7 protein-coding genes are annotated in these 12,026 nt (G+C 75.4%); 3 read left to right on the top strand and 4 right to left on the bottom strand.

Annotated elements, in window-relative coordinates:
* Positions 1-31 precede the first annotated feature (31 nt).
* Together ACIG5E_RS22280 and ACIG5E_RS22275 are read left to right on the top strand one after the other, a co-directional pair.
* Positions 32-1,819 carry a non-ribosomal peptide synthetase gene (locus ACIG5E_RS22280; protein WP_396535806.1) on the top strand — a complete coding sequence of 596 codons (1,788 nt, stop codon included), beginning with the start codon at positions 32-34 and terminating at the stop codon, positions 1,817-1,819.
* Positions 1,816-4,656: a condensation domain-containing protein gene (locus ACIG5E_RS22275; protein WP_396535804.1), complete on the top strand. Its 2,841-nt coding sequence runs from the start codon at positions 1,816-1,818 to the stop codon at positions 4,654-4,656. Before ACIG5E_RS22280 ends, ACIG5E_RS22275 begins: the two co-directional genes overlap by 4 nt.
* Positions 4,657-4,702: 46 nt before the next feature.
* Here ACIG5E_RS22275 and ACIG5E_RS22270 read toward each other — a convergent pair whose 3' ends face one another.
* The 4 genes from ACIG5E_RS22270 to ACIG5E_RS22255 are packed head-to-tail and all read right to left on the bottom strand — an operon-like array spanning position 4,703 to position 9,260.
* Complete coding sequence (locus tag ACIG5E_RS22270; RefSeq protein ID WP_396535802.1) at positions 4,703-5,167, bottom strand: hypothetical protein; 465 nt, start codon at positions 5,165-5,167, stop codon at positions 4,703-4,705.
* A gap of 40 nt (positions 5,168-5,207) precedes the next feature.
* Positions 5,208-6,587: a VWA-like domain-containing protein gene (locus ACIG5E_RS22265; RefSeq protein WP_396535800.1), complete on the bottom strand. Its 1,380-nt coding sequence runs from the start codon at positions 6,585-6,587 to the stop codon at positions 5,208-5,210.
* Positions 6,584-7,831, bottom strand: coding sequence for an AAA family ATPase (locus ACIG5E_RS22260; RefSeq protein ID WP_396535798.1), 1,248 nt, complete (start codon positions 7,829-7,831; stop codon positions 6,584-6,586). Before ACIG5E_RS22260 ends, ACIG5E_RS22265 begins: the two co-directional genes overlap by 4 nt.
* A 58-nt stretch (positions 7,832-7,889) precedes the next feature.
* Positions 7,890-9,260 (bottom strand): hypothetical protein, encoded by a 1,371-nt coding sequence (locus ACIG5E_RS22255; RefSeq protein ID WP_396535796.1) that lies wholly within the window; start codon positions 9,258-9,260, stop codon positions 7,890-7,892.
* Positions 9,261-9,599: 339 nt separating this feature from the next.
* On the opposite strand from ACIG5E_RS22255, the gene ACIG5E_RS22250 reads away from it, so the two are divergent.
* Positions 9,600-10,253, top strand: a complete 654-nt coding sequence (locus ACIG5E_RS22250; protein WP_396535794.1) for a polysaccharide deacetylase family protein — start codon at positions 9,600-9,602, stop codon at positions 10,251-10,253.
* Positions 10,254-12,026 lie beyond the last annotated feature (1,773 nt).

Genomic DNA, 12,026 nt, shown 5'->3' with positions numbered 1-12,026 from the left:
CACCGCCGGGGCGCCCGGAAGGGAACCCGCCATGACGCCCGCCCTCCTCACCCTCCCCGCCCTGATCGCCGGGCAGGCCGAGCAGCACCCCACCGCCCTCGCCGTGACCGACGGCGACACCTACCTCACCTACCGCGAACTCCTCGACGCCTCCGGTCGGTTGGCCGCCGTGCTGGCCGCGCGCGGGATCGGCCCCGGCAGCGCCGTCGGCCTGCTCTGCGCCCGCTCGACCCGGCACGTCGTCGCCCAGCTCGCCGTCTGGCGGGCCGGCGCCGTCGTCCTCCCGCTCGACCCCGGCTACCCGCGCCCGCGCATCGCCGAGATGACCGCCGACGCCGACGCGCGGCTCGTCCTCGGCGACAAGGCGCTGCTCGCCGAGGCCGGACTGCCCGCCGAGCGCACCCTCGTCCTGACCGAGCGCGGCACCGAGGCCACCGGAGGCGCCGTCCCCGACGCCGCCGAGCCGGACGCGCCCGCCCTGCTCTACTACACCTCCGGCTCCACCGGCCGCCCCAAGGGCGTCGTCGTCCCGCACCGCGCCGTCACCGACCTGGTCACCGCCCCCGACGCGATCGCCGTCGGCCCGCGCGACCGGGTGCTCCTCCACGCCACCCCCTCCTTCGACGCCGCCACCTTCGAACTGTGGGCCCCGCTCGTCCACGGCGCCGCCATCGCCGTCTCCCCGGCCGACCGGCCCACCGCCGAGGAACTCGTCCGCGACGTCGAGCGGTTCGGCGTCACCGTCCTGCTCCTCACCACCGCGCTCTTCCACCACCTGGCCGCCCGGCAGTCCCGGATCTTCGGCGTGCTGCGCACCGTGGCCGTCGGCGGCGAGACGCTCGCCCCCGAGCACGCCGGCGCCGTGCTGCGGGCCTTCCCCTGGCTGGAGCTCCACAACGTCTACGGGCCCACCGAGGCCACCACCTTCACCACCACCCACCGGGTCACCCCCGCCGACTGCGAGGCCGGAGCCATCCCGATCGGACGGCCGTTCGGCGGCGCCCGCACCCTCGTCCTGGACGAGCAGCTCGCGCCGGTGGAACCCGGCACGGTCGGCGAACTGTGGATCGGCGGCGAGCGGCTCGCCCACGGCTACCTCAACCGGCCCGAGCTGACCGCCGAGCGCTTCCGCGACCTCCAGGACCACGGCCGCGCCTACCGCAGTGGCGACCTGGTGCGCCAACGGCCCGACGGCGTCCTGGAGTTCCACGGCCGCACCGACGACCAGGTCAAGGTCCGCGGCTTCCGGATCGAGCCCGGCGAGGTCGAGCACGCCCTGCTGCGGTTCCCCGAGATCGCCGAGGCCGCCGTGGTGGTCCGCCGCGCCGGACAGGCCGACGCCGCGCTCACCGCCTGCCTCGTCCTCGCCGACGGCGCCGGAACGGCCGTCGAGACCCTGCGCGCCCGGCTCGCCGAGCGGCTGCCCGCCCACCTGGTGCCCACCGCCTGGACCGTCCTCGGCAAGCTGCCGCTCACCGGCACCGGCAAGGTCGACCGGCGGGCGCTCGCCGAGGCCCCCGACCCCTCCGCGGCCGGGCAGGCCCCAGCCGAAGCCGGACTCAGCCCGATCCAGCAGGTCGTCGCCGAGGCCTGGAGCCGCGCCCTGGAACGCCCGATCACCGACCCGGCCGCCGACTTCCTCGCCGAAGGCGGCCACTCCCTGCTCGCCATGTGGGTCGTCGACGACCTGCGCGAGGACCTCGGCATCGAACTCTCCCTCGCCGACTTCCTCGACCACCCCACCGTGGCGGGGCAGGCCGAACTACTGGAGCGCGCCCTGCGGGCCGCCGACGACACCCCAGGAGCAGCCCAGCGATGACCAGCGACCAGAACGACCTGCTGCGCCGCGCCCGCAACCGCCGCACCGCCCTCACGCCGGACCGGCCGACCACCGCGGACACCGGCCCCGCCCCGCTCTCCCACGCCCAGCAGCGGATGTGGCTGATGGAGCAGCTCGGCCAGGGCGGCGCCCTCTACAACGTCCCGCTCGCCACCCGGCTGCGCGGGCCGCTCGACGCCGGCGCCCTGGCCACCGCGCTCACCGGGCTCACCGAGCGGCACGCCGCCCTGCGCACCCGCTACCCGCGCCGCGGCGAGCAGCCGTACCAGCACATCGAGCCGGCCGGCCCGGTGCCGCTGCCGGTCGTGGACGTGGCGGGCGTCGGCCTGGACACGGCGGGTGCCGAGCAACTCCTCGAAGAGGCCGCCCGGCCGTTCGACCTCACCGCCGGCCCGGTGCTGCGCGCCCTGCTGCTGCGACACGGGCCCGAGGACCACACCCTGATCCTGACGATCCATCACATCGCCGTCGACGGCGGATCGCTGCCCGTCCTCGCCGCCGACCTCGCCGCACTGTACGCCGCCGCCCGCGACGGCGCCGAGCCCCAACTCCCGCCGCCGGGCATGCCGTACGACGAGTACGCCCGCCAGGAGCGCGCCCGCGACGCCGAACTCACCGCCGCCGCCGACGCCCGCGCCGCCGACCTGGCCGGCGCCCGCCCGCTGCCGCTGCTGCGGCCCGTCCCGCCCGGCGCCCGCGACCGGCGTGCCGCCCTGCACGCCGCCCCGCTCGACGCCGCCACCGTCGAAGGCCTGCGCCGGCTCGGTGCCCGGCACGGCGCCACCCTGTTCGCCGTCGTCCTGGCCGCCGCCTTCGCCACTCTGCGCACCGCCGCCGGCCAGGACGACCTCACCCTCGGCTGCGCCAGCGGCCAGCGCGCCCGGCCCGAGCTGCGCCGTACGGTCGGCCTGGGCGTCAACACCCTCGCGGTGCGGGCCGAACTCACCGGGGGCGAGTCCTTCGCCGACGCGCTCGCCCTGGTGCGCGGCGCCCTGCTGGAGGCGCAGCAGCACCACCAGGTGCCCTTCGACCTGGTGGTCGAGCGCCTCGGCGCGGCGGCGCGCGGCGCCGACGGCACCCCGTTGCTGTCGGTCAGCTGCGACCTCCTCCAGCCCTCGGCGCCGCTGACCCTGCCCGGGCTCGACGCAGAGGTCGTCGAACTCGACCTCGGGCTGGCCAAGTTCGACCTCACCCTGGTGCTGGAGGATGGCCCGCAGCCGCGCTGCCTGGTCCAGCACGACCAGGCCGCGCTGGACCAGGCCACGGCCGCCCGGCTGGTCGAGGCCTTCGCCGCGGTGCTCCGGGCGGTGGCCGAGGACGCGGAGGTTCCGCTCGCCGAGCTGCCCGGCGAACTCCTGGTGTCCGCCGACCAGCACCCGGTGCTGGAGGCGCTGTTGGCCGACCCCGGGGTGGCCGACGCGGCCGTCGTCGAGGCCGTCGACGGCCCGCCGCTCGCCTACGCGGTGGTGCGCGGACCGGTCGCCCCCACCGGCACCGACCTGCGCTCCCGGCTCCGGCGCGCGGTCGCGGCGGACGAACTCCCGCTCGCCGTCACCCTGTTGGACCGGATCCCGCGCGGCGCGGACGGCGGCGTCGACCGCGGCCGACTGCCCGGTGCCCTGGCCGCTGCGCCCGTGGTCGAGCAGACCGGCCCGCTCGACCTGGTCCGCACCGCCTTCGGCGAACTGCTCGGCAGCGTCCCGCCCGCCGACGGCGACTTCTTCGCCCTCGGCGGCCACTCGCTGGTCGCCGTCCAACTCGCCGAACGCCTGCGCACCCGCGTCGGGCTGCCGCTCACCGGCCTCGACATCCTGGAGCACCGCACCCCGCGCGCCCTCGCCGCCCTGCTCGCCGCCCGCGAGGAGGAGCGCCGCGCGGCCGTCGCGCAGGCCGGCGGCCGCACGACGGCTGAGCCCCGCACCGGCACCGTGCTGCTCACCGGCGCCACCGGCGGGGTCGGTGCCGCGGTGCTGCAGGAACTGATGGCCCAGGGGCGGCCGGTACGCGTCCTGGTCCGCCCGGAGTCGGCTCACCTGCCCGCGCTGCACGGCGCCGAGATCGCCGAGGGTGACCTCGCCGACCTGGACAGCCTCCAGCGCGCCGTCAAGGGCGTGGACGCCGTCATCCACGCCGCCTGCACCTTCACCGAGCACGAGACCGACGTGGCCGCCATGCGGACCCTGCTGGACGGCTGGTCCGGTGGCCCGTTCGTCTTCGTCAGCAGCATCGACGCGTACGGGCGGCCGTCCGACACCGACGTCGCCGAGGGCGGCCCCAGCGGCGCGCCGGTCACCGCGTACGGGCAGGCCAAGCTGGACTGCGAGCGGATGCTGTTCGAGACCGCCGAGGCCACCGGGCACGGCCCGGCCACCGTGGTGCGCGCCCCGATCGTCTGGGGGCCGCACCAGCGCCTGCGCGACCAGCTCCGCTGGGGCTCCACCGGCGAGCTCTACCAGGCCGCCCTGACCGGCCGGCCGATCCTCCTGCCCGCCGCGGGAGTTGACGGGGAGAGCGAGTGGAACGGCGCCGCCTGGGTGCACTCCGCCGCCCTGGCCCGCGCCCTCGCCGCCTGCGCCCTGCCCGACAGCCCCGCCGCGGGTCGGATCGTCAACGCGATCAACGGGCACGTGTCCTGGGCGGAGTTCAGCGCCGAGCTGATCCGGCTGCTCGGATCGGGCAGCGCGGTCGAGCCGAGCCCCGACGCCGACCCCGAGCTGCGGCGCCCCTGGCACTACCGGGCCGAGACCCTGGCGGCCGCGCTGCAGCCGGAGCCGGGGGAGGACTGGCGCAGCGTGCTGGCGGCCATGGTGGGCTGAGCTGCGCGTGACCGGGCGGAGGGGTCCTTCGGGCTCCTCCGCCCGGCTACCGCAGCCCGCGCAGCCGGGAGGCCGCGACGTTGCGGATCCGCCGGGTGCGCCCCGCCTCGGCCAGGACGCTCAGGCACGACCCGGCCGGCGACGTCTCGGCGGCGTGCAACTGGAGCCAGTCCGACGCCGCCAGCAACTGCCGCTCCTCCCATGGCTCGCCCAGGGCCACCGCCCGGAGCAGCGCCCATTCGCGCAGGCGCCGTACGGCGAAGTCGTCGGCCGTCGCCGCCTCGGCCAGCTCCCGGCACCAGGCCAAGAACCCCGGGTCCGTCAGCAGCTCCGCCGCCCGTCGGTCCAGATACTCGCACACCGCGCCGCTCGCCATCGCGCGGTCGGGATCGGCGAGCACCCGCGCCACCAGGCCGGCCGCATGCTCCGGAGCCACCTGCGCGAACGCCCGGCGGTAGCGCGCCAACCGCGCGTGCTCGTCGGGGTGCTGCTCCGGGCTGTTCGTCTTCACGGGGCTTTCTTCCTTCTGTCGTGCACGGGGCCGGCACCGCTCACCCGATGGTGACCACCCGCGCCCACTCCGGCGGCGCGTCCGGCCGGTACTCGCCCTTGTTCTCGTTGTACCGGCTCGGCCGCCGGAACAGACCGACCACCGTACGGCACGACGGCGCGACCGCCGGCCACGGCGTCTGGCCGTCCGTCAGCACCACTACGACGTCCGGCTGCGGTCGGGTCCGCAGCGCGGCCGCGAAGCCCGTCCGCAGGTCCGTCCCGCCGCCGCCGACCAGCGGGATGCCCGCCGCCTGGCAGAGCGCGCCGACGGACTGCGCGGCCGCGTCGCAGGACAGCACGGTGACCTGGTCGTGGCGGCCGCCGACCGCCCGACCGATCGCCGCCACCTCCAGCAGCGCACTGCCCAGCTCCCGGTCGGAGACCGACCCCGAGGTGTCGACCACCACCGACACCCGGGGCGGGCGCCGACGCAGGCTCGGCAGCACCACGCCGGGCAGCCCGACCGAGCGGCGGGCCGGGCGGCCGTAGCTGTAGTCCCCGCCCGCGCCCGGCCCGGACACCGCCGAGCGCATCGCCGCACCCAGCAGCTGGCGCCACGGCTGCGGCGGGTGGAACACCTCCTCGGCCCAGCGCCGCCAGCCCGCCGGGGTGTTCCCGGGGCGGCCCCGGATGCCCTCGGCGACCCGGAAGCGGACGGCGTCCTGCTCCTGGGCGGTCAGGCCGTGGGCGCCGTCCGGGCCGAGCTCCCACCCGCGGTCCACGCCGTCGGCGCCGCTGCCGCAGTCCAGCCAGGCCAGGCCCGGCCGCCGCAGGTCGAAGCTGAAGCCGCGGAGGTAGTCCTCCATCAGCTCCCCCTCCGGCAGGTCGAGGAGCGCGGGCGTCAGCGCGCCGGCCGGCATGACCAGCCCGTCCCCGAACGCGTCGTCGTTGATCTCGCAGTCGGCGGCGATGTTCATCCGCAGGCGGTCCGCCGGGCCCGTCAGCCCGAGCTCGCGTGCAAGGCGGTCGCTGCGCCCGTGGTGGTCGCGCAGCAGGTGGGACACCTCGTGCACCCAGATGGAGGCGAGGTCCTCCACCGGGGTGCGGTCGACGAAACCCGGCGAGGCGTAGCAGCGCCAGTAGCGGTCCACACCCATGGTCGGCACCTGCCGGGACTCCACCAGGTGCAGGGCGAACAGTGCCGTCGCCAGGTAGGGGCGGGCCCGGACGGCCTGCAGCCGGGCGGCGTAGAGCTTGTCGAGGTCCAGCGTGCCGAGGCCGGGGGTGGCGGCGTTCGGCCCGTCGGCCTCCGGGCCGCTGCGCCTGCCGACGTCCAGAGGCGTGGGGGCGGCGGGCCTGGCCCTCCGGGCGAGGTCCCGTGGCGTGGGGGCGAGCCCGGTCGTCCCGCCGACGCCCGGCGGCGTCGCGCCCGCGCTCATCGGCCGGCCGTCACGTCGGTCCGCGCGGCGACGCGGACGGCGGCGCGGTCGGCCCGCCGGGACAGGGCCACCGTCGAGGCGAGGTGCTCGATCGCCGCCGGGACCTCCCAGTCCTCCCGGCGCAGCGAGGCCAGCGTGGTCGCCGGGACGACCAGCACGTCCGGCGCGCCGGTCTCCATCGCCCGCACCAGCACCGCCCAGGCGGCGTCCCACCGCGCCCGCTCCGGCCGGTTGCGCACCGCGACCACCACCCCGTCCAGCACCACCTGGCGCAGGTCCCCGCGTTCGGGCAGCACCGCGCCCGCCGGGTCGGCGAGCAGCTGCTCCGGGTCCGGCAGGTCCATCCGGTCCATGCTCGCCATCAGCTCCAGCCCCGGACCGTCCCCGACCGTGCCCCGGACCAGCAGCGACAGCACCTCCCGGGACGAGCCGGCGGCGGTGGCGAAGGCGATCAGCCGCAGCGTCATGTCCCAGCTGCGCGGGGACGGCCAGGCGCCGCCGCGCTTGGTCTCGTTGGTGGGCAGCTGATGCACCAACTCCGGTCGGACGGTGAGCAGTTCGCAAACCGCTCGGCGGGCGAAGGCGACCGCCGCCGACAGCTCCGCCGGATCGAGCTGCGGAAGGGTGGCGACCGGCCACACCCCACCGAGGCCACGCACCACTACCTCGTGGTCGTGCACCCACTGCAGGTGGACGAACCGGTTGGCCAGCGGCGGGCTCAGCTCCCACCCGTCGGCTGCCGAGGAACGAGGGTTGGCGGCCGCCACGATCCTTACGCCCGGCGGGAGTTGGAGCGCGCCGATGCGCCGCTCCAGGACCAGCCGGAGCAGCGCGGCCTGGACGGCGGGCGGCGCGGTGGACAGCTCGTCCAGGAACAGCAGTCCGCGCCCGGCCCGGACCAGGCGCACCGCCCAGTCCGGCGGGGCCAGCGGGACACCCTGCTGCGCCGGGTCGTCGCCGACGATGGGCAGGCCGGAGAAGTCCGACGGCTCGTGGACGCTCGCGATGACGGTGGTCAGCGGCAGGTCCAGGGCCTCGGCGAGCTGGTTGAGGGCGGCGGTCTTGCCGATGCCCGGCTCGCCCCAGAGTAGGACGGGCAGGTCGGCGGCCACGGCGAGGGTGAGCGCCTCCAGTTGGTCGTCGGGGCGGGGTTCGGTGCGGGTGTCGCCGAGCAGGTCGAGCAGTTGGCGGGCGACGTCGAGTCGGGCGGGGGTGGGCATGGGTGTGGGCATGGATGTGGGCATGAGTGATCACCTTGGGAAGTCGGAAGGCAGGGGGTTGCGGACGGTTTTCAGCGGGTTTTCAGCGAGTGGCGGTGCGAGGACGACGAGGGAACGGGTAGGCGCTGATCCGGGAGCGGGTCACGCCCCCTGCCCGGTAGAGGACGTAGGAGGTCCCGCTCTGTACCGCCTTGGCCCGTTGGTCGATGGTCAGACCGGCCCGGTACAGGCCGTAGGCGACCCGGCGTTCCGCCGCTGCCGCGAGTTCTTCCCGCAGCGGGCCGTCGCGCAGCGCCGCCTGGGGGCCGAGCAGGCCCTCCACCACGGCCAGCGCCCCGGCGGTGTCGCCGTGGTTCAACCGCTCGCGCACATCGGCCAGTTCGGCCGGGTCACGGTGTGCCTGGTCGATCGCGCGCAGGCACGGCAGCGGGGTGCCGGACAGCGCGGCCAGCAGCTCCTCGCGACGCAGCTGGGCCGGATCGTGGTCGAGCGCGGTCAGTACCCCGTCGACCACCGCGATCCGGTGTCGGGCGCCGCGGCACTCCACCAGCCGTTGGTCGGCGGGCGGTTGAAGGTCCCGGTCGGCTCGGTAGCCGGGCGCCAGCGCGGCCGCCACCAGCGGATGCAAGCCGTCGGGCTCGATCGCCCCGCTGCGCAGCAGGTCGATGTCAGGCAGCACCCAGGTCGCCGCGTCGGGCAGTAGCGGCAGGGAGCGGAGGTCGCCGACGACCTCCTCGGCCGGCCCGTCCAGCCCGTTCGGGGTGAGGAGCAGCCGCCGGCCGTGTTCCAGGCGGACCGCGACCGGCCCGGCCGGGCGCCCCTCGGCACGCAGCAGGACCTCTGCCTCGGCGGCCCAGCGGTCGACGGCATGGTGCAGCCCGTACCGGCCGGGTCCGTCCTCCGGCTCGTCGGTCGGCGGGCCGACGCCGGCGCGCAGCGCCAACTCCCCACTGCGGCCCGTGTCCCAGAGGTGTCGGTGCAGGTCGAGGCGGAACCGGCGGCTGGGGCGCGGACGCGGATGCGGAGCCGGGCCAGCGCCGGAACCGTCCCAGAGCGCCAGGCTGATCCGCTGCCCGAATTCCGCCCAGGCGGGGGGTGTGCGGACCACCAGGTGCACCGGCCGCTCGCCCGGGTACCGGGCCAGCGGCACGGTCAGCCCGGCGCGCAGCAGCCCGTCGGGCGCTGTCCTCGGCAGGTGCCATCGAAGCAACTCCGGTGCCAGGCAGCGCAGATCACCCCGTAGCCGGTCGGCGAGCTCACGGCCGTGGGTGCGGGTGACACGGTGCAGCTGGAAGTCGATCTCGACGTTGGCGGCGGCGCAGGCCCCGGCCCAGTCGCCGGACAGTCGGCGTGCGGTGGCGGTTTCGATCATGGAGGGCGGCACGGCGTACTCGCGTACGCGCCGCCAGAAGGAGAGACGGGAGTCGTCCCCGTTCGCGGTGTGGGTGAGCATCAGCACTCACCTTGCGCGAACGAGACCTCCGATCCGAGATCAGCGAAAGTGTTCATCGCCGGGGAGCATAGCGTCGCCCGTCGCCGCTCCGCCACACCCTTTACGCCCCGCAGCGGACTTGAAGTCCCCGGTGGAACCCGCCGAGCTCACCCGCCCGGGGCACCAGCCCTGCCCGGCTTCGGTCAACCCGCCTTCCAGCTGGCCGATTTCACCCCCTTTCGCCCCCGAGTGGGTCGCGACCTCGGCAGCCTTCGGCGCAGACTGGCCGGTACACGGCAGTTCCGACGTCAGGGGGCAGGCATGGCCGTACGACCCGTTGGACGCAGGGGAGTCGGAAGGATGCGGACCGCGATCGGCGCCCTCGCCGTCGCGCTGGTGGCGGGAGCGGCGGTCGCGGTGCCCGCCGAGACGGCGGAGGCGGCCGGTGCCAGGGGCGGCAAGGTCGTCTACCTCACCTTCGACGACGGCCCCAGCCCCGCCTACACCCCGAGGATCCTCTCGATCCTCAACCGCTACGGGGTTCACGCGACCTTCTTCGAGATCGGCGAGAACGTCGCCGCCCACCCCGCTCTCACCGCGCAGGTCGCCCGCCAGGGCCACAGCGTGCAGAACCACTCCTGGTCGCACCCGGACCTGCGCCGGCTCTCCGCCTCCTCCTTCAACTCCCAGGTGGGCGACACCGATCGGGTCATCCGAGCGCAGACCGGCCACGCGCCGAAGTGCCTGCGCCCGCCGTACGGCGCGGTGAACGGCACGGTGCGCTCCCGGGCCGCGGCGCTCGGCAAGCAGGTCGTGCTCTGGTCCGTCGACCCGGCCGACTGGTCCCGGCCGGGGACGGGGGCGATCCAGTCGCGGGTGCTGCGGAACGTCCGCCCGGGCTCGGTCATCCTGCTGCACGACGGTGGCGGGGACCGCAGCCAGACCGTCGCGGCACTGCCCACGATCCTGTCCACCCTCAAGGCCCGCGGTTACGGCTTCGCGACCCTCTGCTGATCAGCTGCCGGCCGGAAGGCCCGCGAACGCGGAAGGGCAGGCCCGGACAGTGCGCCCGGACCGGCCCGACTCCAACATGACTGTCAGCTCCGCCCGTTGAGGACCAGGGCCCAGGTCAGGCACCCCAGCGCGGCCGTGCACAGCAGCGCGCGCAGCACGTTGAAGCGCACCCACCGCGCCTCGAAGCGGCCGCGCAGCGCCGCCGGGTCGGCGATCCGCTACGGCGAACCCGCCTTCGCCAGCTCGTCGTTCAGCGGGATGTCGACCGCGCGGGTGACCCCGATCGCCGCGACGTACAGCACCAGGGCGGCCACCGTCGCGAGCAGCGCGTGGTGCCCCTCCGAGGGGCAGGTGCAGGGCGACCGCAGCCGCCGTGGTCAGCAGGGCGCCGACGAAGCCGAGCACGAACCAGCCGTTCAGGGGGCTAGGAGTCGCCCCTGGTCCCTCGCCGCGAAACGCCCTAGGTGAGCACCCATTGGGGCGCGTGTCCGGGGTCGGCCGGGCAGATGAAGACGTGCAGGTCCCGGTCCCGGCCGAAGCGGAGCCGAGTGGGTTGGGCGACGGATCGGCCGCCCCGGATCGACGCCTTCCCCTCAGGGTCGGGTCACGGTCCTCCAGGGGCACCCAGCTGTGCGAGCCGGCGTCCATCTCGTAGCCCTCGGCCGTCAGCAGCAGCCGCATGGGGGTTGCGCAGGACGCGCAGTCGATGGCCATCGGGCCCGTCGACGCCCAGCTGGGGAAGCCACCGACGCGCCAGCCGGGAGGGATCGACAGGTCGTACTGGTAGCTGGGAGCGTCGGGGCCGTGTTCCGCCACCTGGGCGTCGTCCCACGCGTCGATGCGCGCGATCAGCGAGGCGGGCAGCGTGTCGTCCTCCGCCCAGGGATAGGTGTCCACCTCTTCCGGGTGCAGGACACACGGCTCGGGGAGTTCGTGCTCCCATCGAAGCAGGGGCACTTCGGGCGGAGCGCCGAGGAAGAGATCCGCGCGCTCGGTCTCCCGTGCCCGTCGCCACCGCAGGTGGTAGCGGCGCTCCAGGTACGGGCCGTGGGTGAAGGGGCAGCGGAAGAGCTGCACCAGATCCGCGCCGTCGGGTCCGCAGGCAAGGCCCGGGATGTCACGGTGGAAGAACTGGGCCAGCCCCACGAAGGGCACTGGACCGTCCTTTCCAGGCGTTCCTGTGTGGGGCCATGGCCGGCTCGGCGGCCAGACACCTGCGGCCCGGGCGCTGCGGATCTCCTCCGGTGCATACCCCTCGGTCTCGCGCTGGTGCGGCTCGTGGCAGAGCGGCCATGGTTCGTCTTCCGGCCACAGCATCGGCCCGCCGACGTGACTGTCGTGCATGCCGGGCCGCCCCGGCCTGGGGTGCAACCGGGTCGTCTGGGCCCGGTAGCGGGCCAGCTCCGGGAACGTGGCCTCCACGGACACCGGTCTGGCTGGCGTGGTCCTCGTCATGCGCAGACCGTACGCGGCCGGGCAAACGCCACGCGAACGGATTGCCGCGAGCCCGGTGCACCACCCCGAGGCCGACGTGGGGGGGTGCCTCCCGTTCTCGGGCACACCGACCCCAGCTCCGGGGCGAGTGCCTTCCGAACCGGTGCACACCCGCTGTCGCCATCCGTACTCAAAGCCGGGCGACGACCGAACCTCGGCTGTCGCCATCACCTCGTACTTCAGAGAAGCTTCGCCATCTTCGAACGTGCTGGTCGGAGGGGCTGGCGTGCGGGTCGTTGGCCGTGCTCGTGCTGGTTGATCGCGGGAGTCTGGGCTCTT

The organism is Kitasatospora sp. NPDC053057, from assembly GCF_044546945.1.
Classification (GTDB): Bacteria; Actinomycetota; Actinomycetes; order Streptomycetales; family Streptomycetaceae; genus Kitasatospora.
Note: the sequence above shows the minus strand (reverse complement) of the source record. Positions and strands in the feature narration are given on the sequence as shown.

Excerpts from the sequence above, each read along its gene's own strand:
- ACIG5E_RS22265 (WP_396535800.1), bottom strand. The coding sequence starts at position 6,587 with ATGAGCGCGGGCGCGACGCCGCCGGGCGTCGGCGGGACGACCGGGCTC.
- ACIG5E_RS22255 (WP_396535796.1), bottom strand. The coding sequence starts at position 9,260 with ATGCTCACCCACACCGCGAACGGGGACGACTCCCGTCTCTCCTTCTGG.
- ACIG5E_RS22250 (WP_396535794.1), top strand. The coding sequence starts at position 9,600 with ATGCGGACCGCGATCGGCGCCCTCGCCGTCGCGCTGGTGGCGGGAGCG.
- ACIG5E_RS22280 (WP_396535806.1), top strand. The coding sequence starts at position 32 with ATGACGCCCGCCCTCCTCACCCTCCCCGCCCTGATCGCCGGGCAGGCC.
- ACIG5E_RS22260 (WP_396535798.1), bottom strand. The coding sequence starts at position 7,831 with ATGCCCACATCCATGCCCACACCCATGCCCACCCCCGCCCGACTCGAC.
- ACIG5E_RS22275 (WP_396535804.1), top strand. The coding sequence starts at position 1,816 with ATGACCAGCGACCAGAACGACCTGCTGCGCCGCGCCCGCAACCGCCGC.